The organism is Asticcacaulis machinosus (assembly GCF_028550435.1).
GTDB lineage: Bacteria > Pseudomonadota > Alphaproteobacteria > Caulobacterales > Caulobacteraceae > Asticcacaulis > Asticcacaulis machinosus.
This window is the reverse complement of record NZ_JAQQKV010000001.1, coordinates 923,914-947,261: the sequence shown is the minus strand read 5'-3', so window position 1 is coordinate 947,261 and position 23,348 is coordinate 923,914. Positions and strand designations below refer to the sequence as shown.

General features: G+C 56.4%; 21 protein-coding genes. 12 read left to right on the top strand and 9 right to left on the bottom strand.

Annotated elements, in window-relative coordinates; translation table 11 throughout:
* Positions 1–3: 3 nt before the first annotated feature.
* Both PQU98_RS04490 and PQU98_RS04485 read left to right on the top strand, forming a co-directional pair.
* A complete protein-coding gene (locus PQU98_RS04490; RefSeq protein ID WP_272743682.1) occupies positions 4–5,154 on the top strand; it encodes a LamG-like jellyroll fold domain-containing protein in 5,151 nt (1,716 codons plus the stop codon).
* Positions 5,151–5,345: a hypothetical protein gene (locus PQU98_RS04485; RefSeq protein ID WP_272743681.1), complete on the top strand. Its 195-nt coding sequence runs from the start codon at positions 5,151–5,153 to the stop codon at positions 5,343–5,345. Before PQU98_RS04490 ends, PQU98_RS04485 begins: the two co-directional genes overlap by 4 nt.
* Here the strand turns inward: PQU98_RS04485 and PQU98_RS04480 are convergent, their stop codons facing one another.
* From PQU98_RS04480 to PQU98_RS04450, 7 genes are all read right to left on the bottom strand, one after another.
* The gene (locus tag PQU98_RS04480) at positions 5,346–6,017 is read right to left on the bottom strand and encodes a phage virion morphogenesis protein (RefSeq protein WP_272743680.1); all 672 of its coding nucleotides are present in this window, start codon (positions 6,015–6,017) and stop codon (positions 5,346–5,348) included.
* The gene (locus PQU98_RS04475) at positions 6,010–6,567 is read right to left on the bottom strand and encodes a phage tail protein (RefSeq protein WP_272743679.1); all 558 of its coding nucleotides are present in this window, start codon (positions 6,565–6,567) and stop codon (positions 6,010–6,012) included. The genes PQU98_RS04480 and PQU98_RS04475 overlap by 8 nt, the downstream gene beginning before the upstream one ends.
* Positions 6,568–6,709: 142 nt before the next feature.
* Positions 6,710–6,937: a tail protein X gene (locus PQU98_RS04470; RefSeq protein WP_272743678.1), complete on the bottom strand. Its 228-nt coding sequence runs from the start codon at positions 6,935–6,937 to the stop codon at positions 6,710–6,712.
* The gene (locus PQU98_RS04465; RefSeq protein WP_272743677.1) at positions 6,937–7,413 is read right to left on the bottom strand and encodes a head completion/stabilization protein; all 477 of its coding nucleotides are present in this window, start codon (positions 7,411–7,413) and stop codon (positions 6,937–6,939) included. Before PQU98_RS04465 ends, PQU98_RS04470 begins: the two co-directional genes overlap by 1 nt.
* 104 nt (positions 7,414–7,517) lie before the next feature.
* Positions 7,518–8,312: a phage terminase small subunit gene (gene gpM / locus PQU98_RS04460; protein WP_272743676.1), complete on the bottom strand. Its 795-nt coding sequence runs from the start codon at positions 8,310–8,312 to the stop codon at positions 7,518–7,520.
* Positions 8,313–8,376: 64 nt separating this feature from the next.
* Positions 8,377–9,402: a phage major capsid protein, P2 family gene (locus tag PQU98_RS04455; RefSeq protein ID WP_272743675.1), complete on the bottom strand. Its 1,026-nt coding sequence runs from the start codon at positions 9,400–9,402 to the stop codon at positions 8,377–8,379.
* A gap of 46 nt (positions 9,403–9,448) precedes the next feature.
* Positions 9,449–10,309, bottom strand: a complete 861-nt coding sequence (locus tag PQU98_RS04450; RefSeq protein ID WP_272743674.1) for a GPO family capsid scaffolding protein — start codon at positions 10,307–10,309, stop codon at positions 9,449–9,451.
* 157 nt (positions 10,310–10,466) lie between these two features.
* Here PQU98_RS04450 and PQU98_RS04445 point away from each other — a divergent pair, with 157 nt between their 5' ends.
* The 5 genes from PQU98_RS04445 to PQU98_RS04425 all read left to right on the top strand — a co-directional run bounded on the left by PQU98_RS04445 (position 10,467) and on the right by PQU98_RS04425 (position 15,472).
* The gene (locus tag PQU98_RS04445) at positions 10,467–12,263 is read left to right on the top strand and encodes a terminase large subunit domain-containing protein (protein WP_272743673.1); all 1,797 of its coding nucleotides are present in this window, start codon (positions 10,467–10,469) and stop codon (positions 12,261–12,263) included.
* Positions 12,263–13,288 (top strand): phage portal protein, encoded by a 1,026-nt coding sequence (locus PQU98_RS04440; protein WP_272743672.1) that lies wholly within the window; start codon positions 12,263–12,265, stop codon positions 13,286–13,288. The genes PQU98_RS04445 and PQU98_RS04440 overlap by 1 nt, the downstream gene beginning before the upstream one ends.
* Before the next feature lie 88 nt (positions 13,289–13,376).
* Positions 13,377–14,174 (top strand): DNA adenine methylase, encoded by a 798-nt coding sequence (locus PQU98_RS04435; protein ID WP_272743671.1) that lies wholly within the window; start codon positions 13,377–13,379, stop codon positions 14,172–14,174.
* A 948-nt stretch (positions 14,175–15,122) separates the two neighbouring features.
* Complete coding sequence (locus tag PQU98_RS04430) at positions 15,123–15,362, top strand: DUF6538 domain-containing protein (RefSeq protein ID WP_272743670.1); 240 nt, start codon at positions 15,123–15,125, stop codon at positions 15,360–15,362.
* Positions 15,347–15,472 (top strand): hypothetical protein, encoded by a 126-nt coding sequence (locus tag PQU98_RS04425; protein WP_272743669.1) that lies wholly within the window; start codon positions 15,347–15,349, stop codon positions 15,470–15,472. The genes PQU98_RS04430 and PQU98_RS04425 overlap by 16 nt, the downstream gene beginning before the upstream one ends.
* A 6-nt stretch (positions 15,473–15,478) precedes the next feature.
* On the opposite strand, the gene PQU98_RS04420 is transcribed toward PQU98_RS04425, so the two are convergent.
* Positions 15,479–15,973 carry an SLATT domain-containing protein gene (locus PQU98_RS04420; protein ID WP_272743668.1) on the bottom strand — a complete coding sequence of 165 codons (495 nt, stop codon included), beginning with the start codon at positions 15,971–15,973 and terminating at the stop codon, positions 15,479–15,481.
* Between the two features lie 105 nt (positions 15,974–16,078).
* Here PQU98_RS04420 and PQU98_RS04415 point away from each other — a divergent pair, with 105 nt between their 5' ends.
* The 3 genes from PQU98_RS04415 to PQU98_RS04405 all read left to right on the top strand — a co-directional run bounded on the left by PQU98_RS04415 (position 16,079) and on the right by PQU98_RS04405 (position 20,122).
* Positions 16,079–17,014, top strand: a complete 936-nt coding sequence (locus tag PQU98_RS04415; protein WP_272743667.1) for an SMP-30/gluconolactonase/LRE family protein — start codon at positions 16,079–16,081, stop codon at positions 17,012–17,014.
* 96 nt (positions 17,015–17,110) lie between these two features.
* Positions 17,111–18,790 carry an MFS transporter gene (locus tag PQU98_RS04410; RefSeq protein WP_272743665.1) on the top strand — a complete coding sequence of 560 codons (1,680 nt, stop codon included), beginning with the start codon at positions 17,111–17,113 and terminating at the stop codon, positions 18,788–18,790.
* 72 nt (positions 18,791–18,862) lie between these two features.
* Positions 18,863–20,122 (top strand): spinster family MFS transporter, encoded by a 1,260-nt coding sequence (locus tag PQU98_RS04405; RefSeq protein WP_272743664.1) that lies wholly within the window; start codon positions 18,863–18,865, stop codon positions 20,120–20,122.
* Positions 20,123–20,124: 2 nt separating this feature from the next.
* On the opposite strand, the gene PQU98_RS04400 is transcribed toward PQU98_RS04405, so the two are convergent.
* A complete protein-coding gene (locus tag PQU98_RS04400) occupies positions 20,125–20,526 on the bottom strand; it encodes a DUF6152 family protein (protein WP_272743663.1) in 402 nt (133 codons plus the stop codon).
* A 217-nt stretch (positions 20,527–20,743) separates the two neighbouring features.
* On the opposite strand from PQU98_RS04400, the gene PQU98_RS04395 reads away from it, so the two are divergent.
* Positions 20,744–22,396, top strand: a complete 1,653-nt coding sequence (locus PQU98_RS04395) for a GH35 family beta-galactosidase (protein ID WP_272743662.1) — start codon at positions 20,744–20,746, stop codon at positions 22,394–22,396.
* Positions 22,397–22,442: 46 nt separating this feature from the next.
* Entirely contained in the window at positions 22,443–23,348 is a 906-nt protein-coding gene (locus PQU98_RS04390) for a transglutaminase family protein (RefSeq protein WP_272743661.1), read from the top strand.

Here is a 23,348-nt window from a genome sequence, read left to right as displayed (position 1 = left end):
CCTATGGATTTGGTCGCGCGCGTCATCGCCGGTTTTCAACGTGTTGCGGCTGAGATAAAAGCCGTTAAGGCCGCTGGCCAAGGGAAGACGCTGGGACAACCGGGCGTCGGCAAAACGCTTCAGGCTATCTTACCTGATGGCGTTATCTATGCCGACATCCAGTGGCGGCGCGACGGGGCGGAGATTTTCGGTGCGACCGCCCCCATGTATCTGCAGGTGGCCGAAGATGCCAATTGCGATATTGACTGGACGTACGAGAATGTCATCTGGGCCGCGCCTAAGGTGGCAGTGCCTGAGATTTACTTGCTGGGGCCGATTAATCCGACGTCGGCATCGATCATACTGTCGGCAGAGCAAGGCGCGGTTATCTTTAATATCACCGGTGTCGAGCCGGGAGCGACGCCGGCCTTCATGCCAAATGACGGCCGTTTTATCGTCGGCGGCGATGAGGTTAACGGCTGGAAATTGCTGCGCGGAACGTCGGCGGTATCTGCCGGTGAAATTGTTGGCGCGATTGTCAAATCCCACCCGAATGCGTCGAACAGCCCATACAGCACCCCGGTCACAGTATCGGTAACCACGGGGCGCATCCCTGAGATTGACACCATTTATGGGGGCCGCGCTGCCCCTGTGCCACAGTCGTATTATGACTTCGTGCAAAGGGACGCCAACGACCCGAACACCCATCCGACGCTTGGGGCGTCCACCCACTACGCCGTGAAAAACGGCAGGTGGTCAGACGGCACAACGTGGAATACCGGCACAGTTCCCGGTGAAAACGCTATTGTCAGGACGATGACCTATGAGGTCATCTATGATGTCGAAAGCGACGTTAAGATCAAAGACCTGTGCGTTTGTAACGGCGGCACTCTGAAATGGGACATCACCAAAGATACCCGGCTGTGGGTCGATACGATCATCAGTCACGGCGTCTTCTGGATGGGCGATACCACAAGCCCGGTACCGGAAAGCACGACCGCCGGTAAGCCGCGCACTGAGATCGTGTTCTGGCAATCCGAAGCCCCCGGCGCGACGGCGCGACTTGGCCTCAACACGATGGGGCCGACCCGTATTCATGGTGCCGCGAAGGCTGCGCGCTTGACCTGCAACGGCAATATGGCGGTGGGCGCGACTTCCGTTGTCTTAGAAGGCGTGGCCACGGCCAACTGGAAAATTGGCGACAAGATATTGTTCGTGGCGACGACGCTATCCGGTACGACCACAAACGACCCTCAGTATACCGGCCCGACGCAGGCTTACCTTCCCTATGAAGGCAGTGACGCAGTGCGGCAGAATAATGCCGGGTTCAAACTGAGCCACGATGAAGTGCGCACAATCACGAATATCTCCGGCAATACGGTGACGTTCGATTCGGCGCTGACCTATCCCCATAACCGCTATACCGATGTGCTCGATCACGGCGAAGTCGTGGTCATTAAGCCGTTGGTAGCGAACCTGTCGCGTTCGATCCGGTGGCGGTCAGCCGAGACAACGCCGCGCCAGAAGCGCGCCCATTCCATGTTCATGCACTGCGACGATCAGGATATCCGCTTTGTCGAAACGCTGAATATGGGCCGTACCGATACCGATCCGAGCCTTGCGACGCCGGACGGGCGGCTGATTTATACGACTGCCGCTCAGACAGTAAGCGTTACCGATCCGGTCAATGTGCGGGGGCGCTATGCCCTGCATATCCACTGGACGGGGGCATATCTGGGCCGCAGGCAAGTGGTTATGCTCGGCTGTGTGGCATGGGCACCGGCCGGTGAAGTGCCGATACCGGGCTGGGGTATCACCCATCATGCCAGCCGCGCGGCCATTGAAGAATGCCTCGTCTTTAATGTACGCGGCGCAGGTATCGTCACCGAACTCGGCAATGAAATCGGCCAATGGCTGAACAACCTTGTATGTTGGGCGCGGGGTGACGGCTACCCAATTGGGTGGGGCGACCGGTCGGAGTTTTATACCAACCATAACGGCCATGTCGGCAATGCTTACGAGTGTCAGGCGCGGCAAGTCTTATGTCAGGGCAACAAATTTTCATCCTGTAACTACGGCTGGATTTACCATCAGCAAATTGAATATCACAATGCGGCGTTGATCGCACTGCGCACGCCCATAGACACCTCCCTTAGGCTGTTCGACCCGATCAGTCAGGGCGGCGACGCCGGAAACCAGTACCGAGACGATAACACCTATGGCTTGAGAACCGCCCAGATCCCGGACTGGCATGACAATGGCGGGTGGAACGCAAAGGTTGGCTTCTTCGTCGCCCACCGGGGGCCTGAGCGCCAAGACGCGATCCCGATGGTCGCGCGGGGCTTCCACTGCGTCAACGTCAGTAATCCGTTCCATCTGCACAACTATTCAAACAGCTATTATTTCTATGACTTCCTGTGGGTTAACGACACCAAAGGCGGCGTGGGTGGTGTCATCGGTACGGTCAGTTGGCGGTTCATGTTCGTCAACTATAAGATCAAAAATTTCAGTGTCGGCTTCCAAGATATCGGCGGCGGCGCTCTAAATTATGATGGTTTCTGGATCGACGGCCTGTTTGACAATGTGGACACCCATTTCCTGAACAAATGGGACGGCCTTTATATGAACGCGGCCACCCACCACCAAAAAGATGTGATGGGGCCGTGGGTTATCAGTGGGACTGATCCTAAGGCCGTTATTGCGCGTACCTGGGCGAACATTACGCGGGCAGACCTGCCCCAGCCCTATCCGCTTGAGCCCTATGGCCGTAAGCTGGGATCATCCTACCCAGCCGTTGCACCGGGCGATACCCCTTATTTTGTGCTGGGGGATGGCCTAACCACCAACGGCATTGATCTGACGGTGCAGGCCGGGGGTATTACGGGCCAGATCGCTATATTCGGCGTCATCAGGGACTGTGTTGGCGACCGGCGATACCCTGACCACCAAGGCTTAGATACCGGTGGCGTCGGGCTGTCCATCCGTGGCGCACGCACCGGGCCGACCCTGACCGGCGAAGCGCTTGTTCTGCGCAATGGATGCTTTAACGATAACGGCACTTGGAAGTCACGCCTCTGGTTCCCAGACGTTGAGCGCTACAACGGTCACTATTTCCAGTTTCCCGTCGATGTTACGTTAACCGGCTTTTCTGGGTCATTTTTAGCAACAAACACTGTGAACCCGAACGTGAAGCCGCAACTGTCAGTGCTGCCGGAATATATCCCCGGTCGTCAGTTGGTGGCGGATACTAACCCGCCCGTGCTGCAGCTTTCCAATTTGATCGAGCCGGAACTTCGACCCCTGGCGCTACCGCTGCGGGCCAACAAAGCACCGATCTTCTGGACAGTCGATGGGGGCACGGATGCTGCCATGTTCACGGTTACCGATCAGCGGCAACTCGATTGGGCGGGCGGCGTCAAATCAGCCTTTGCGCCGCAAGATGCCGACGGCAACAACAGCTACAATGTTACCCTCAAAGGCAAAGACCTTTATGGTAACGTCTCGACGGCGGCAATTTCGGTCACCCTCCGGCAGGTGTTCGTGTCCGATAGCTTTACGGATGCTGCAGGCACCACCCTACTGGCCCATACCGGCGAGCGCGGGGCGGGGTGGATTGCCCACCCGGCAAGCCCGGATTCGACCACCAATCCATCAGTTATCACCGCTGTGGGCAAGCTGATCCATCCACATACGACCGGCGGCTATTATCTGGCTTCCGGGGTGCCGTCGAGCGCCAACCATTATGTCGAACTCGATATCGACTATCTGTCCCATCAACAAGGCTCGGAAGGGATCATGCTGCGGTTCAATGAGACCGCCATGACGGGGTACCTGATAACTATCGCCCACGAGGAAGAGTTTAAAAAGATTAAAATTTTCCGCATGAGTGCCGGGACTTGGAACTACCTGATCGAGAAAACCTTCATCTGGGATGCGAAAACCAGCAAGCGTTTCAGAGGATCGATCAACGGCAGCAACATCACCGTTACCATCGACGGAGAAGAGTTCCTCACCCGTAGCGACGGTACCGTGACTGCGGCGGGGCGGGTAGGGCTCTATCGTGGACGGGCCGGTATCCAGACCGATGCCATCGGGTTCCAGCTTAATGCCTACCGCGCCGGGCTGATTTCGCCACCCGCTGCGCCGGTAAACACCACCCTGCCGGGGGTCACCGGTAGCAATACTGTCGGGGCGACGCGAACCGCGTCAAACGGCGTCTGGTCAAATAGCCCGACAGGCTATTCGATCCAGTGGTATCGGGGCAACGCTCCGATTGAGGGGGCCAATGGTGCCACCTACACCCTTGTGCAGGCCGACTATGGCAAAATCGTCCGCCCGCGTGTCACGGCCCATAATGCTGATGGCGGGGCGACCGCTATTTATGCTGATGTCACCGAGCCGGTTGCCGGTGTGGCATGGGCCCCAGCCGACTGGACAAAGGTCGCTTGGTACGATGCGCAGGACAATACCACGATCTTTAGCAATACCGGCGGCACCACGGCGGCGGTTGCCGGAGCGGATCGCGTCAGGCTATGGCGCGATAAATCGGGCAACAACAACCACCTGAGTGAGGCCGGAAACTATCCGAGCTACGTCATTGACAGCATCAACGGCAAGAAAGCCGTCAAATTTACGGCCTCCGCGACTGAGCGTCTGACATCAACAGCGTCTTCGATCATCAATGCAGCAACCGGCGACGATAACGGCTATTCTGTTGTTATGGCCGTTAGACGAGGCGCGGGCGGCTCAAGCGGAACGCTGCTCGCATGGTGCATGAGCAGCAATGGCGATTATTTCAGCACGCACCTGATGAACGCCAATAATGGATTGTCGGTTGTACGCAAGGCGGGCGGAGGCACGACCAAGTCAGCCATCAGCCCGGTCAATGTCTTTGATCAGGATGCGTGGGACATCGTCACCATCGTCGTTTCAGGCACCACGGCAGATGTCTGGGTTAACGGCGCGCAGGTCGTTACCGCCGCTGATGTCAACGTGCCGACGCTTGGCACCAATGCCAACCGCTTTGTCATCGGCTCTATTTGGGATTGGTCATGGAACAGCGCGTTTAATGGTGAAATTGGCGAGATCATGATCTCCAATGACACTGCCCGCAATGCGAACCACTTCGGAGCCGAGATATATATGGCCGAACGCCACGGGGTAACGCTGGGATGATCAGCACCATAATTCAGGCCTTAAAATTATCGGCCACTCCGGTGTGCCTTGCGCTGGCGGCCATCAACTATCTGACGCCAGATTTCGCGCTCTGCGGCGGGGCGAATATCTGGGTCAGCATGTGGGGAATGTGGTTAGTTATGGCGGGGCTTCATGTCCCGCCGTGGCTGCGCCTGTTTGAACGGCCCTGATCAGTCTGCCAGATGCTTTAAGACGCTATCGAGCAGATCCTCGCGATCCTCGATCGACAGCCCCAGAAGCTGGCGCATGGCATAGTTTACGGCCTTCTGACCTTTCGCCGGCTCTTCCGAAAGTCCATGCTGGTGCACCGATGCCAGGCGCGCGACATCGCCCACAAAGCCGATCCATGCTTCGCGCTCATTGGCGCCAGATTTCAAGAATCTGGGCGACCGGAGCTTACGGAACATAGCCTTTTCTTTAAGGCTGGGCCGGTTGCGGATTTTACCGCCGCTCTTGTTCTGGTCGTCCGGTGAGACGCCCAGCCACTTGATGATTTTATCCCAGAAAAATGAGCGGATGCCACCGGCTTCGATGTCATAGCCGGTGAGCATCTGGCCATCGCGCATCCACGATTTCATAAGCACCGCGCGCGGAGGGCCAGAACCGCCGGACGGATAGAGGAAGTGAACGGCATAATTCCCCATCGACGGCTTAGGCTTAGGGCGACGGGCTTCAAAGGCCGAGCCATCCGGGTTTTTCTGCGCCTTAATGCGGTCAGACTGAGATTTGCGCACATCACGTGCCACCTTGCGCATGAGCTGGCGGCGACCAGGTGATGACAGATCGCGCAAGAGGCCGGAAACGATAGCCTCCAGCTCCTCAAGCGCCCTTAGTTCACTCATAGAGATTGATCTCTTTCAGGGCCGCGCCATCGGTACCGAGCAGATGGTCGCCACCCACGCCTGTCAGGAAGTACATGGACGGATAACCGGCGATGAACTTGCCGTCCTGATCATAGATTTTTTTCAGGGCCACATTGGCCGCGTCATTGTCGAGTGCGTCATCGCGGTGCGTGATCTTGAAGCCATCCTCAAAGGGCGTGACATCGACCGATTCCGTCAGGTCAATCGTGATATCGAGATCGACGGATTTGTTGTCGAGAAAGTCAGCCTGGTACGAAATCGCCCGATTTGCCCGATCATGGTTTAGCAGGAGGTCGGGCTGATACCGGCGCAGCCACAGCGCCAGAGGCAGAAATACCTGATCCGGATGACCGCCGAAATCGCGCACCTCTATGTTCAGAACGTAATTATACTGGTAGCCGTGATGATCATTGGAATAGCGCAGTGCGACGCTGCCGGTACGGATGAAGATGCGCAGCCGGTCGGGGTTGCGCTTTAGCTCTGGAACACTGCCTTCGATAAAGTCACGCACGGCGGTCGTTTTATCCATGTCTAAATTCCCCCGTAATCAGCCACCCTTTGTCAATCGGCTGATGACCACCCGGCTTTTGATAAATTGAGCGTTTACCTGTAATTTTATTGACGCGGTAAACTGTCTTTCCGTTGTCGCGAATGACTTGCCAGAGCATGAATCAATTCCAAAGCTGAACGATATCGTAGACGGGGACGGACTCGGCCTTTACGACCGGCAATATGACGGCGTGGCCTTCAGGCAGAATGGTGCCGATATCCGACAGTCCATAGTTCATCAAAAGGACTTTCTCGACCATTTCGGCCCTGCCACGCGCCACGCGCCAGACCAGTGCGTCGAGCGTTTCGCCTTGCAGCGCCGTCGCTGTCATTGTTGTGGCGTCAGCCATTAGATCAGTTCCACAGTCGTGCGGCTAACGCCCAAGATATCGCGGATGGCATGGACGCCGTTGCGGCGATGATCAGCCGCGGTCGGCAACTGTTCTTCGGCCCGCTTCGCACCTTCATTGGTGGCGCTCACGTCGCGGTGCGTTTCCATCAGGTCAGCGGTGGCGAAAGACATAACGGCCCGTTTCCAGATAACCACAAGCGCCTTTTCGCCATTGATCTCTTCGTCGCTGACGGCAGCCAGCGAGGGGTGACCCTCGGACAGTTTGTCGAGCCGCCATTCGCGCAGGTCAGCAGTGACGGTAATGATAGCCGCTTCGATGGCCTTGATCAGGCGGGGATCGGGGATAGTAGAGCCGCCGATCCGCATGGTGTCGCGGAAGTTATTGAGGTCGATATCCGGCCAGAACGCCCCGCCTGTAACTTTTGATCCGGGGGCGGAGGCGGGTTCGGGCGGGGATGCTATAAAACCGGACATGTAGCCTCTGCGGTTGAGATAGTTTCGGGGGTGGGGATCAGGTGTCAGGCCGGTGTTTATGCCGTCTGAGACCATCACCGCCCCCGAGCGCCGGGGGGCGGTCTTTAGGTGTCGGAAGTATCAGCCGGGGCGTCCGTTTCACCGTTGGTCTCCGGCTCCACTGGCTCTTTCTTCAGGAGACGGGTGAGGACACCAATCTCCTTTTTGACACCGCAATTGGTATTCAGTTCATAGGCACGACGCAGATGCTTCAAAGCTTCGCGGCGCGCGGCGGATGGGGCGCTGACCGAGGCTTCCTTATTGTCCATCAGCCGGTCAGCTTCGCGCATGAGCAACAGGCCGATAGCCTTATGAAGGTTGGCGCGGGCCTGATCAAACACATCATGGGTAAAGGTCAGGGCGGAGGCCCGTTGCAGATGTTCGACGGGGAATTCGTCGCTCAGGGTATAGGCCTTGATGGCGGCGGTTGACACGGTATCGATCAGGAACGTCGCCGGGGAAGATTTGAACCGTGTGGGCAGATCAATATTGTGTTCAAGGATATGTTCGGCCATCGTGAAGGCCGATGAGAAATTGCCCACATCGAGTTGCCAGACCATCAGATTAGCGAAGATTTCATCCTGCAGGGCAAGGCCTGAGTCTTCTGCAGCGCTGAGGACACCGTAAATATAGTCGTCATATTCCGGCAGCATTTCGCGTTTTTTGGCGATCTTATCTTCGGTGGATTCGATCTGCTTAAGCTGGGCACGGTGCACGCCGAACTTGGCGCGGAGCAATTCATACTCAGTGGCTTCCTTGCCTTCTTGCGGACGGTCTGCGGCCCGCCCGATAGATCCGGCGGCGAGGATAGCGGCTCCGGCAAGGACAGCAATGCGGTGGGCGCGGGCGGGACTGGTCATTAAGCACCTAAAAAAAAGGGGGGAGCGGACGCGCCGATCCCCCTCAGTTGCAGGGAGGAACGGGTTAAGCGGCGTTGCGCTCTTCGATGTTTTCGATCAGGCAGGCATAATCAAGGTCTTCGATGACATAGGCTTCGTTGACCGACTGGAAATCATCTACCTGGTCGAGTTCGGGATTGTCCTTGATGTTGCGGCGTCGGGTGTCTTCCTGCTCATAGATCGACAGGTTGGAAAACTTCGTGATCAGGATTTTTCCGGCCGGGAAAAATGGCGCGCGGTAGGCAGGCAAGCCGCCCAGGCGCTTTTCAGCCATGATCAACTTAAGCGCATTTTCCTCAGTCGGGGCCAGCGGCTGGTTGACCTTCGGCAGATACTTGTCATGCAGGAGGTCACGACCGACAATGGCGACGAGGCCAGTGTCGTCCGCCGCCCAAGATGGCAGGAGTTCCTCAACCGCATCCATAACAATGGCGTCGAGATTCTTATAGACGTTGCTGGCATGGGTGCCGAAATAGACCTTGGTGCCGCCCGCCGGAGCTTTATCCAGCACCTGCGCCGGGGCTTCGACGCGAAGCTTTTGGAGCCAGCCGATGTTGACGTCCTGAAGCTGCGGATTGGCAACAAGATCAGTCGTTGCAGCGGCGGAGGTGCCATTAAAGCCGATGCATATGCGGTCAAGGCCCTGAGCATGGGCGATGTGGTTTGAGATACGCACCTCAAAATCATCGAATTTAGCCCAGCGGTCAACTTCGGCATATTTCAGGTGGGTGTCGAAATTGGTTTGCTTACACAGATACTCACGCCCATCCATAGCGTGGACGGACTTAGTAGAGCGCTTAGTGCCACCGGCGGTATTAGTGCGCGAGGCAATCCGGCGACTGACACCTAGCCCGACGATTTGGGCCGATTGCTCTTTCACAACTTCGATGTTGATCAGCTTAAGGAAGTCAACCGACTCTTGCTGCTTATCGACCAACTTTTGCTGGATGGTCGGATCGACATTGAATTTCGTCTCGGCAGAGGCCACGCCATTGATTAGGGCGATCTGGGAAACGAAGGCGGTAAACAGTTGGCGGGTTTTGTTGCGCATTTTGAGGGGAGGCTCCGATTAAGTGGCTGGGCGAAGGGGGCGCGGGCTAACAGTCGGCGCGCGGGCGGTTATCGCCGCCGGGGGAAACGGGGCGTTGGGTGAAGGTGGTGGCCGGGGTGGTTTCCAGCTTGGTTTGAAGCGCCGCCAGATCGCCGGTCAGTTTGGTGAACCGATCATCGTTAGCCTTGGCGGTGGCTTCGAGCACTGTGCCGATCTTGGCAAAGCCTTCGGCAATGGTCGCTGAGAACTTGGAAAAATCTGGGGCATCGGCGGATGGTGTCACGACCGGTGGCGATGGCTCGGTCTTTGCGGGCGTGGCCAGACCGGTGAAAAACGCCTTCATGGCCGAAAACGCTGAAATGACTTCGCTAGATTCACCAGCCGCTTCGTCTTCCAGTTCCAGTTTGAATTCTTCGGCGGCGGTGATGAGGTTGCCCGCTTCGACTTTGCGCATAGCAAACGGATTGACGGGGGCACTAGCCGCAAACTCCAACATCTCCGTTGCCAGAGAGGCGGGGCTGTCTGTGACGGCAAGGCCCTGCAGGTAAGCCTTGCCCGATTGGGCGAAATTCGGGTTAATTTCGATAGAGGTGTAAAGCTTCTGACGCTTTTTGTTGAATGCGATCAATTCTTCGGTCGGGTCAATCTGTGCCAGCAAGGCCAGCCGCTTTTCTTTTTTGCCGCCGACTTCAACTTCGATCTCTTCAGTTTTGAGGGCCAGCACATCGCCATAGGCTTTAAAAGGCCCGTCCGCTGTCAGGCCACGAAAATGTTCCATGTTGACGCGAGAAGCATAGGTCTGGCGATTATAGGTCGCGGCCATGTCTTCGATGTCTTTGCGCTCGATCTTGCGACCATCGGCGGTCGCGCCCTCGGTGGCTACACGGTGAAACTTCGATTTGGCCATAGCTGGCGGCTCCTTGGGACAAACGGGGCGTAAAAATACGTTTGGGGCCAAAGAGGCGCGGACAGGTGTTTGAAGGCAACGACCCGCTTTTGTAATAGGCGCACATAACAAAACTGAGTAATCGCGAGGCTTCCTATGGCGGGCATAACTGTCCGTTATGACCTGTATCGACCCCTCCTATATCCCTTATGATGCGCGCCGAATGGCGCGTAGCCTCTATTGGCGTGGCTGGGGTGTCAGCGAGATTGCCGAAGAACTGAACCTCAATCCCAGCTCGGTTTCCTCTTGGAAAAACCGGGACAAATGGGATGACGCTCCGGCGATCCGCAAGGCCGAAGACTGCGTGTTGACCCGCTACAATACCTTGATCATGAAGGAGAAGAAGACAGGTTCTGATTTCAAGGAAATCGACCTTATAGGCCGCCAGTTCGAGCGATTTGCGCGGGTGCAGCGATATCAGGAACCGGGCGGGCACGAGGGCGATCTTAATCCGAAGGTCGAGAACCGGAACAAGGGGCCAAAAAAGGCACCGGACAAAAATCTGATCGACGCCGAAAGCGCCGCCAAGTTGATAGAAGCGTTCTCTGAAGGCCTGTTCCAGTATCAGGAAGGCTGGCGTGATAGTTCGTCTTATCGTACCCGCTTTATACTGAAATCACGTCAGATCGGGGCAACCTATTACTTTGCACGTGAGGCCTTTATCCGTGGTCTTGAGACCGGCAATAATCAGATATTCATATCGGCTAGTCGAGCGCAGGCCAATATCTTCAGGCAATACATCGTTGAGTTTGTCAGGGCCGCGACCGGCATAAAGCTGACCGGCGATCCTATGGTGATTGAGCGAACGGATGCCGAAGGCAACATGTTAGAGCCGTTTACGCTCTACTTCCTTGGCACCAATTACCGTACCGCCCAAGGCTATCACGGCGATGTCTATATCGATGAAACCTTCTGGATTTACGGCTTTGACGAAATCTTTAAGGTCGCATCGGCTATGGCGACCCACAAGCGGTATCGCCGGACGTTGTTTTCGACGCCTTCGACCATCGCCCATCAGGCCTATCATATGTGGACGGGTGAGCGGTTCAACCGCCGCCGCGCCAAAGATAAGCGGGTTAAGATAGATGTCAGCCATAATGTGCTGAAAGATGGTCATTTAGGCCCGGACGGTATCTGGCGTCAGATCATATCGGTTCATGACGCCATCGCGGGCGGCTTCGACCTGGTCGATCTTGACGAGTTGATGATCGACTACTCAGTCGCGGAATTCGCCAACCTGTTTTTATGCGAGTTCATTGACGACAGTGAATCGTGCTTCCCGCTCTCGCTGGTCAGGCCGTGCATGGTCGACAGCTATGAGGTGTGGGATGACTATGAGCCCTATGCCTTACGGCCTTATGCCGGTGAGTGCTGGATCGGTTATGATCCGAACAAGGGCAATGTGGGCGATCCGGCGGGCTTGGTGGTTTTGGCCGCGCCGCGTAATTCTAAGGGCAAGTTCCGTGTGCTGGAGCGAGTGCGCCTGATAGGCAAGGATTTCGAGGAACAAGCCGCCGAAATTAAAAAATACTGCCGAAAATACAACGTGACTGAGATCGCCATCGACACGCAGGGCGTGGGTGAGGGCGTCTATCAGATCGTTAAACAGTGGTTCCCGACCGCCAGGTCGGTTCAGTATTCGTCGCAATCCAAAGGCCAGATGGTGCTTAAGGCCCAGAACGTCATGCGCAATGGCCGTCTGGAATTCGACGCGGGCTGGATAGATCTCTATGCCGCGCTGGCTTCAATCCATCCTCAAATTACCGCCAGTGGCCGGGACGTGACCTATGTGTCGCGCCGGTCGGCGGAAACCGGACATGGCGATATCGCTTGGGCGCTTTTAAACGCCCTTTCCTGTGAACCGATGAACGCCACAGACGGCGTCACCCCTACCGCAACCGTGGAGTTTTTCTAATGACCGATGCCGCCCCTGCGACTAAAACACCCGCCACGCGCTCAAAGGGGAAGGTGGAAGCCTTCACGTTTGGCGAGGCCGAAAGCGTTCTGGATCGTCGTGAATTGCTCGAGCATATCGAGTGCTGGCGCAATGGCAAATGGTATGAGCCGCCGATCAGCCTAAAGTCACTGGCACGGGTCATGAACGCCGGATCGCATCATCGGTCGGCTATCGTCCTTAAAAAGAACCTTCTGGCCGAAAGCTTTATTCCGACCAATCTGCTGTCGCGGGCTGATTTTGAGCAATTGGCTTTGGACTATCTGGCGGTGGCAAACTGCTATGTCGAGCGCGTCGATAACATGATGGGCAGGCCGATGGCGCTTAAGCGCTCAATGGCCATGTATACCCGCCGGGGTGTCGAGGCCGATCAGTTCTATTACGTCAATAACCGGTTTCAGGCCCATGAGTTTGCCAAGGGCTCGATCCTGCAAATCATGGAATATGATCTGTCACAGGAGATTTACGGCCTGCCGGAATATCTGGGCGCGCTGCAAAGCCTGTTGCTCAATGAGGCCGCGACCCTGTTTCGTCGCCGGTATTACCTCAATGGCGCCCATGCCGGTTTCGTTTTCTATCTGTCGGAATCGACTCTTGCCGTCAAAGACGTGGATGCCATCCGTGAACAAATCCGCAAGGCCAAGGGTGTGGGGAACTTCAAAAATCTATTCCTGCATGTGCCGAACGGTAAAAAGGACGGAGTGCAGATAGTCCCCATGAGCGAGGCGGCGGCAAAAGACGAGTTCCTTGGCATCAAAAACACGACCCGCGACGATGTACTGGCCGCGCACCGTGTGCCGCCTCAGTTGCTGGGGATCGTTCCAGCCAATTCGGGCGGCTTTGGCGATATCGGCAAAGCCCGCGACGTGTTCTTCGAGAACGAAATCAAGCCCCTGCAATCGAAGTTTCTGCAGATCAATGACTGGCTGGGCGTCGAGGCGGTCGTGTTTAAGGAGTTTCAGCCGGTTGGCGGGGCAGGGGCTTAAAACCCCCAAGGTCTCCGTTGAGATCGCACCCCGCCGCCTTGGGAAGGCGTGGAACATTTAGCGAACATTAAAGCGGAGCGCAATTTCAATGAGTGAGTTATCAACGGTAAAGCCGGTGAGGCCGGTCGCGGCCTATATTGGCGGTAAGCGTGGGCTGGCCAGAAGGATCGGGGAACGTATCGAGGCCATTCCACATGAAACCTATGCCGAAGTGTTCGTCGGCATGGGCGGGGTATTCTTCCGGCGGGATCTCAGGCCAAAGGCGGAGGTCATCAATGATTACAGCGAGGATGTGGCCACATTCTTTCGCGTGCTGCAGCATCATTATGTTGCCTTCACCGATATGATCCGCTGGCGGATATCCAGTCGGGCGGAGTTTGAACGGCTGATCGCTACAGATCCTGACACTCTGACCGACATGCACCGGGCGGCGCGATTCCTGTATCTGCAGCGGCTGGCCTTCGGCGGCAAGGTAGCCGGGCGGAATTTTGGGGTATCGACCGGCAGGCCTGCCGCGTTCGACGTGACCAAGCTGGTGCCGATGATTGAAGAGGTTCACGACCGGCTGGCCGGTGTTGTGATCGAGCGCCTGCCGTGGGCTGAGTTCATCCGGCGCTATGATCGGGAAGGGACGCTGTTCTATCTCGACCCGCCTTACTACGGCAACGAGGGCGACTATGGCCGTGACCTGTTCAGCCGTGATCAGTTCGAGGCGATGTCCGAGGTACTGGCGGGGATCAAGGGCCGGTTCATCCTGAGCCTGAATGACAGGCCAGAGGTGAGAGCGATCTTTAGGAGCTTCGAGATCGAGGCGGCAAGCGTTCGGTATACGATCAGCGGGGCGGACAAAAGCACGATCGCCGGAGAGGTCATCATAGCCAATTAGAGCGCCGTACAGCGACGGTATTTCCCGGCAGGCCTGCGCCTGTCGGGTTTCTTTTTGTGCGCCTGCGACGCTCAGCGGGGCGGGGCGGAATGATACGAGGGCGTCGGTGTCCGGCCCTGCGCGCCGCGCTCGTCCCCCCACCTCGCCCGCGCGCTTTTTGTATCACTTTTTATGCACTTGGCCAGATCAGCGCAGGCCTTACGCGGCAGGGATTAGAGGCAGGATTTAGGTAGGTAGCACACAGCGCAATCTAGCGCAGTCAGGAGCCTGTTTTTCAGGGGTGTGGTAGGCTGCAAATTTGGAAATTTTTTAATGTGAGATTTTGAAAAGTCAGGATGCGTGGCGGGAAAGGAGTAACCTAGTAACCTGAACCGTGAACATTTGCAGATTGTCCGAAAAAAGATGATTTATTTCAATTGTTTACAGGCGGTGTAAAAGTTACAAAAATCTGTAATATGAAGTAATCTTGAGGGGGCGTTTTTGTAATGTCATTGATTTTATTGATTAAATAATTCGGCTGAAAATACATAAATATGAGTAATTAGGTTACAAGAACATTACATGAAATATTACATAAATTACCGTTTAAATTCAACAACATTACTTATGTTACTCCTTTCCCGCCTTAGCTCCGAAATTTTGAAGGCCTCTGCGCTTCGCGTTTAATTTATGTCATAATAAAAGCCGCTGCGATGATCGAGCGACCGCTACCGGCATAGTTATAGCGTCAGCTATTCACGTTGTAGCGGCCTTAAAAGTATGGGCTAAAGTATGGGCTGAAAGGGAAGGAAAAACTAATATATCTCAATTAAACAATTGACTATTATGGATTGTATAAATCCCTGCGTCTCCGCCATCCCACCTCAAGTGGTTGATTGGTCTAAATAATCAAAGGAAAATAAGGGTTTGCGACGGCTGGGTGTTACATTTGTAACAGAAGAGGCACCCTTGAAAACCTACATGGAAAAGGTCGGCGCGACCTACTATTTTTGTCGGATAGTCCCTGAGCACCTTCGGTCTTATTTCAAAACGGCGGGCGGTAAGGCTCGTACTGAATTTAAGATTTCACTTAAAACCAAAGATCGCCGTGAGGCTAATCGCTTGGTCGAGATAAAAGCGGTAGAAATATCAGCTTTACTTACTGAGGCGGAACGAAAATATGCGGCGGGTATATGGATGGCAGCCTGATCAAGCAAATCAACCATGAAATCAACATAACTCTGGCGCGTAAATATGAGCACCTGACGCCGGAAGAAATTCTGGTTCTGGCGTTCTTGAAGAAGCGGCTAATCACCTGATACCAATCATTTAAGTTTATGCGCTGCTTTTTTAATCGCACGGTTCCAGATGTTCTGCGGCACGGCCGGCGCGGTTTCGGACAGGTCGGCCAGTTTGGCAATCAGGTCGCTGAGCCCCGCCTCGGTGCGCGATTGTAATGTTACGATCTCAAGCTGGCGGCGCAGGCTGGTATAGGCGTTGGCGGCATTCAGATGCTGCTGCGATCGCTCCGACCAGCGTAAGCTCGCCTGGAGGATAGAGGTCACCGAGACCAGCCCGCCCAAGGCAAACAAAAGAATACTCACGGCGTCTTTGTGGGTTTCATAGAGGTTGGGCACCACGATCGGCATAGCCGCCAGCAGCGACACCACAAAGCCGCCGATCAGGTTAAACAACATCAATGTGCGTGCCAGGGATTCAAAGGTCTGGGTGGCTTCCCAATGGGCGTGCTGGGAATGGCTGATGCGGGTTTGAGTCTCACGCAATATGCGCGTGAACTCCGTATCTTGACCGCTGTCCATGATTGATTGCCCCCGTCTAAGGTTAGTATTAACCTTTTGCCGCGGGGTGGGCAAGGGGCCGCCTCTGCCGTACAAACGGCACAGATTTAAAGTGAGAAACGATTCATGTGGCAGCCCAGCGAAATTTATCCCGACCCGTCGATTGAAATCCTCGATGCGCGCTTTGAGCGCTATCGCCTGAGCTTAAGTGCGGTCGAAAAGCTTAATGACGGCACACGCTGGGGTGAGGGGCCGGTGTGGTTTGGCGATGGGCGCTTTCTGCTGTGGAGTGATATCCCCAACAACCGAATGTTGCGCTGGGATGAAGAAACGGGGGGCGTTACCCATTTTCGTAAACCGTCTGATTACACCAACGGCCACACACGCGACCGGCAGGGGCGACTGATTTCGTGCCAGCACGGCACCCGCAGCGTCACGCGCACTGAATATGACGGTACAATCACGACCCTGATCGATCGCTTTGAGGGCAAGCGGCTCAATTCGCCCAATGATGTGACGGTCAAGTCTGATAATTCGATCTGGTTCACTGACCCGACCTTTGGGATCGGCGGTGATTATGAGGGCCATCGCGCGACGCCTGAGCTGCCGACGAATGTCTATCGCCTTGATCCGGCCACAGGTGAGGCGATGGTGGTAGCTGCCGATATAGATCATCCGAACGGGATCTGCTTTTCACCCGATGAAACAAGGCTCTATATCGCTGAATCTAACGCAAAGCCTAAACGCATCCGTGTCTATGACGTCGCGACCGATGGGCAGACGCTGACGAATGGCCGGGTGTTTGTTGATTGTGGTGAGGGCGCGCCGGATGGTTTTCGCTGCGATGTGGACGGCAATCTGTGGTGCGGCTGGGGCGGCGGCGCGGGCCTGAACGGGGTGCGCGTGTTTGCGCCGGACGGCGCGGCGATCGGCCACATCCATCTGCCCAACCGCTGCGCCAATCTCTGCTTTGGGGGGAGGGCCAAGAACCGCCTGTTCATGGTGGCCGGGCAGTCGCTGTTCAGCCTTTATGTCAATACCCGTGGCGCGAACTCGGTATAATCCTTTCCCTAAAGGCAAACAAAGGCTTGACCAATCCGGATAGTCAGTCAAACCTGCGCGCAATAAGAAAATGCCACATCAGGGAGTACAGATTGCATGGCAAGTCCAGGGGCAACCGCAGGGGAAACTGCGCCTAAGCACCATAAAGCGACCCAGAACGAAAAACTGGTCATCGCCGCATCGTCGTTGGGGACGGTGTTTGAATGGTACGATTTTTACCTTTATGGCCTGCTGGCCACCTATATTTCCGTTCAGTTCTTTTCGGGCGTGAATGAAACAACCGGCTTTATTTTTGCGCTGGCGGCGTTTGCGGCCGGCTTTGCCGTGCGACCGTTCGGGGCGCTGGTGTTCGGGCGTATCGGTGATCTTGTCGGGCGCAAGAACACGTTTCTGGTGACGATGGGCCTGATGGGGCTGTCGACCTTTGCGGTCGGTTTGCTGCCATCCTATGCCTCGATTGGCGTGGCTGCACCGATTATTCTGGTGGGTTTGCGCCTGATTCAGGGGCTGGCGCTGGGCGGCGAATACGGCGGGGCGGCGACCTACGTGGCCGAACATGCGCCCAATAATAAGCGCGGGCTCTATACGTCCTGGATTCAGACGACGGCGACTATGGGCCTGTTTGCCGCCTTGCTGGTGGTGATCGGCACACGCACGGTCATTGGCGAAGAGGCGTTCAAAGACTGGGGCTGGCGTTTGCCGTTCATCGTTTCGATCCTGCTCTTGATGGTGTCCCTGTGGATCCGGATGCAACTCAATGAGAGCCCGGTCTTCCAGAAAATGAAGGATGAGGGTAAGACCTCAAAAGCGCCGCTGACCGAAGCCTTCGGCAAATGGGGCAATCTGAAATGGGTGATTATCGCCCTTCTGGGAGCGGTCGCAGGGCAGGGCGTGGTGTGGTACACCGGTCAGTTCTATGCGTTGTTTTTCCTAGAGAAAACCCTGATGGTCGATGGGGCGACGGCCAATATTCTGATTGCGATTTCGCTCGCGCTGGCCACGCCGTTCTTTGTGTTCTTTGGCTGGCTATCGGATAAGATCGGGCGTAAACCGATCATCCTGTTCGGCTGTGCGCTGGCGGCAGCGACCTATTTTCCGACCTTCAAGCTGTTGACCGATGCGGCCAATCCGGCACTTGCGGCGGCACAGGTCAGTGCGCCGGTAACGGTCACGGCCCACAAGGACGACTGTTCCTTTCAGTTCGATCCGGTCGGCAAGAACAAGTTTGATGTCCAAAGCTGCGATATCGCCAAGACCTATCTGGCCAAGAGCGGTATCAGCTATACCAATGTCGAAGCGCCGGCGGGCACGGTCGCCAGCGTGAAGGTCGGCGATCAGACCTTTACAGCACCTGATCCGGCATCCCTTTCCGGCGACGCTAAAAAAGCCGCCATCGCTACCTATCAGGCGGATCTGAAAGGCGCGCTGACGGCTGCAGGCTACCCGGCCAAGGCGGATACGACCCAGATGAATAAGCCGCTGGTAGTGGGTATCCTGTTCTACCTCGTGTTTCTGGTGACTATGGTCTACGGGCCGATTGCGGCGTTACTGGTCGAACTGTTCCCGTCCAAGATCCGCTACACCTCCATGTCGCTGCCCTATCATATCGGCAATGGCTGGTTTGGTGGCTTCCTGCCGACCACGGCCTTTGCGATGGTGGCGGCGACCGGCAATATCTATTACGGCCTGTGGTATCCGATTGTGGTGGCGGTCGGCACCGTCATCATCGGGCTGTTGTTCCTGCCGGAAACCTTTAAGCGCGACATTGATCAGTAACGGCGTTTGAAATAGATAGGCCACGGCCCGCACCTGATGCTCAGGTGCGGGCTTTTTTGAAGGACGCCATCCATGACCGAACCTGCCGCCCCAAAAGGCCGCTATGTGGCGCTGGCTTTGCTGGTGGTCGTCTATGCGCTTAATTTTCTCGACCGGCAGATCATCAGCATTCTCAAAGACCCGATTGCCGAAGAACTGGGCCTCAGCGATACCCAACTGGGGCTGATGGGGGGGCTGGCCTTTGCCTTGCTCTATACCACTCTGGCGGTGCCGGTAGCCTGGCTGGCTGACCGGTTTTCACGGGTCTGGATCATGACCGGGGCCTTGGCGCTGTGGTCGGGTTTTACGGCCCTGTGCGGTCTGGCGGGGAACTTTGGTCAGTTGTTTCTGGCGCGTGTCGGGGTTGGTGTGGGCGAAGCGGGGGGCGTGGCTCCGGCCTATAGTCTGATTTCCGACTATTTCCCGCCAAAGCAACGGGCGCGGGCTCTGGCGATTTTTGCCTTTGGCATCCCGATTGGCTCGGCAGCGGGTGTGCTGTTTGGCGGGCTTTTGGCGCAGCAGGTTGACTGGCGCTTTGCATTTATCGTGGTTGGGTTGGCGGGTATTGTGTTTGCGCCGGTATTTCGCCTGATGGTCAAAGACCCGCGCAGAGGTGGGATGGATTTGGCGGTTAAGGCTGAAAAGCCGATGGGATTTGTAGCAACCGCTAAACTGGCCGCAGCAAAGCCCGGTTTCTGGCTGCTGTCGCTGGGGGCAGCGTTTACCTCCATGACCGGCTACGGCTTTATGTACTGGCTGCCGACCTTTTTGGCGCGGTCATTAGAAATGGATTTGGTGTCGCGATCATGGTTTCTGGCGGCACTCCTGCTGATCGGTGGCATGGCGGGGATGACGCTTGGGGGGCTTCTGGGCGACCGGCTGGGGCAGACATCACGGGCGGCCTATCCGCTGATACCGGCGGTGGCCTTACTGATCTGCGTACCGCTCTATGCGCTGGGGGTTAATGCGACGGCGCCGGTGTGGGTATTTATCCTGCTGGTGGTTCCGCAGGCCCTGGGGCTGGTATGGATGGGGCCGGTGATCACGGCGGTTCAGCATCTGGGGCCTGCCGCTTCCCGCACCATGATGTCGTCGCTGTTTTTGCTGATCAACAATCTGATCGGTATTGCGGTAGGGACGTGGTTTTTTGGCTTTATGTCGGATTATCTGCGTCCGCAGTACGGCGAAGATTCAATGAAATATGCCTTCCTGACCGGGCTGTTATTTTATTTGATCGCCGCCGGATTATTCTTTGCGGCCTCGCGCCGGATGACAGCCGACTGGGTCGAGTAACCCTAATGCGCCTTAAGGCGTTCCGGATACATGTCGTAGTTTTGGTCGCCAAGGGTGATGCGCACGGCCTTCATGTGCATCTTGTCCTTATCGAGCGAGCGGTTGCCTAAAATGCTGATGTCATCGCCAACCTTGGCGGTAGTGTCGGTAAAGCCAGAACGCTCGGTCTGGGTAGGATTGCCAAGGTCGATTTGCCACAGCACGCCATCGGCCGCTTTGACGTGTAAAACCGGATGAGGCGGGGCCATAGAGATTTTCTCAACCTTGCCGGTCAGGCGGCTTTGTTCGGCCTCCGCCCACGACCAGCCATGATGGGCCTGAGCCGGCATCAGAGTCCATACCGCCACGATCGCAAGGGCGGCGGCCCCGAACAGCCAGTATCTAAGCGGCAGAGCGCGGATCATGTTATTCCCTGTGCAGGTTTCATTCGCAGCAGCGATTCTCCTTATACGAGTGTGCCTGATGGCCCGTAAGAAATCCATGAGTTTGGTTAAGGCGGGAGCGAAAATTACGGCCCATACTTTTTTAGAGTTGCGATGTTAGCGCTAACCCAATACAAAGGTCTGACAAAAAGCTGCAACTGGTATGACAAGTTAGCGGCAAAAAACAGGGACATTGCCAATGACACCGTCTTATAGAAAATCACTGTACTGGTTTATGGCCGCAAGCCTGATCGCGCTTAGCGGTCCGGCTGTGGGCGCAGAGGTGCCGCATCTGAAACCGCAAGGGTCAGCCACGCAATTGATCGTGGATGATAAACCGTTCCTGATGATCGGCGGCGAGCTGGGCAATTCGACGGCCTCTGACCCTGAGCACCTGAAAACCCACTGGTCAGCCCTGAAAGCCATTGGCGTCAACACCATACTGGCGCCGGTCGAATGGGATCAGATCGAACCCGAAAAAGGCCGCTACGATTTCAAAGTGGTCGATGCCATGATCGCGCAGGCCAGAGAACAGAATATAAAGATCGTGATCCTGTGGTTCGGGGCGTGGAAAAATTCCATGTCGACCTATGTGCCGGCTTATGTGAAGCGCGATTATAAGACCTATGACCGCGCCGAAGACGACAGGAAAGTGGCGCAGGAAATTTTAAGCCCCTACGACCCGGACACTCTGGCGGCGGATAAGGCGGCGTTTGCGGCCTTGCTGGGGCATCTGAAAACGGCCGATACTGACCACACCGTCATCATGGTGCAGGTCGAAAACGAGATCGGCATGTTGCCGGTGGTGCGCGACTACAGCCCGCAAGCCGAAGCCGCGTATCGCAAAGCCGTGCCGGCCCAACTGATAAAATATATGGCGGCGAACAAAGGGCGACTCAATCCGTTTCTGCGCGATCTGTGGGCCGCCAATGGTTTTAAGACCAAAGGCACCTGGGCCGAGGTGTTCGGGAGCGGAACCGAAGGGCAGGAAGTGTTTCAGGCCTGGGGCTTTGCCACCTTTGCCAATGAACTGACGCGTGCTGGCAAGGCGGCCTATCCGCTGCCGATGTATGTCAATGCCGCGCTTAATCATCCCGATAAAAAGCCGGGTGAGTACCCCAGCGCCGGCCCATTGCCGCATCTGTTTGATGTCTGGAAGGCGGCGGGGCCTGACATCGATGTACTGGCCATCGACAGCTACTGGCCGGATTTTGTTGGCTGGGCCGACAAGTTCAAGCGCCATGACAATCCGTTATTTGTGCCCGAAGCCAATCAGGCCGGAAAATCCGAAGCGGGCGGCAATGCCTTTTATGTGTTTGGTGAGCACGACGCGATGGGCTTTTCACCGTTTTCGATTGAGGACCTGCCCAATCCCGCCACCAACCGTCTGACGCAGGCCTATAGCGTTCTGCATCAACTGACGCCGGTCATGCTGGCCCATCAGGGCAAGGGCAAAATGCGCGGTTTTAAGGCCCCCGTCGACATTAAGGGCGTGGTCGATGAAGCGCCGCGCACCTTTGATCTGGGTGGCTATAGCTTCAAAGCGACCATGGTTGATCCGTGGACGCCGAAAGACAAGCAGGACATCGCCTCGCACGGCGGGCTGATCATCCATCTGGGCGGCGATGAGTTCCTGATGGCCGGATCGGGGGTGACTCTGACCTTTGCCGACGCGGCGGCAAACTCCGGCTACCGTATCGGCATTGAGCAGGCCATTGAGGGCAGCTATGAGAACGGCGTCTGGAAAGACGGGCGCTGGCTGAACGGCGACCAGACCCATCAGGGCCGCCATATCCGCTTTCCGCCGGACCGCTTCTCGATCCAGAAGGTCAGGCTTTATCGTTATCACTGACCTGTGACGGGTGTATAGTGCGTCTCACAGATAATGGAGACGCACCATGACCCGGCTTAGGGTGCATCACGTCACCCAGTATAATTATCGCCGCCCGATCGGATTTGGTGAACATCGCCTGATGTTCCGGCCACGCATCAGCCATGATCAGCGCCTGATTTCGTCGTCTTTAAGCATTTCGCCCGTGCCGAGCGATCTGTTCTGGGTGCATGACGCCTTTAATAATTCGATTGCCGTGGCGCGTTTTGGGGAGACCTCTGATCACCTGCGCTTTGAAACGGCGGTGGTGCTGGAACACTCGCCGCTGATCGGGCTGCACTACCGCACCGAAGATGGTGCACGGCACTGGCCATTCGAGTATGACGAAGAGGATATTCCCGATCTGATGCCGTCGATGCAGCGGCAATATAGCGACGGCGGCATGACCGAGGCCTGGGCACGCAAATTCATCAATCCGAATGGCCCGACCAATACGGCGGGCCTGCTCGAGGCCATGACCCACGCCATTCATGACGATTTCAACTATGCGCGGCGCACCAATCCCGGCACCCAGACGCCGGAAATGACGCTCTATAGTCTGAGCGGCACCTGCCGCGACTATGCGCTTTTGATGATGGAAGCCGTCCGGTCGCTGGGCTTTGCGGCGCGTTTTGTGACCGGCTACATCTATGTGCCGACGCGCGATGGTGCGGAACTGCTGGGCGGTGGGGCAACCCACGCCTGGGTTCAGGTCTATTTGCCGGGCGCGGGTTGGGTCGAGTTTGATCCTACCAACGGCATTATCGGCAATCGTGACTTGATCCGGGTTGGGGTGACCCGCACCCCGCGTCAGGCTATTCCTTTATGGGGAACCCACACCGGAACCCGCATGGATTTTTTAGGTATGGACGTTCAGGTTAACGTTACGACGCTGAGTGACGGCGCAGACCCTGACCCACGACCTGAAGGATAG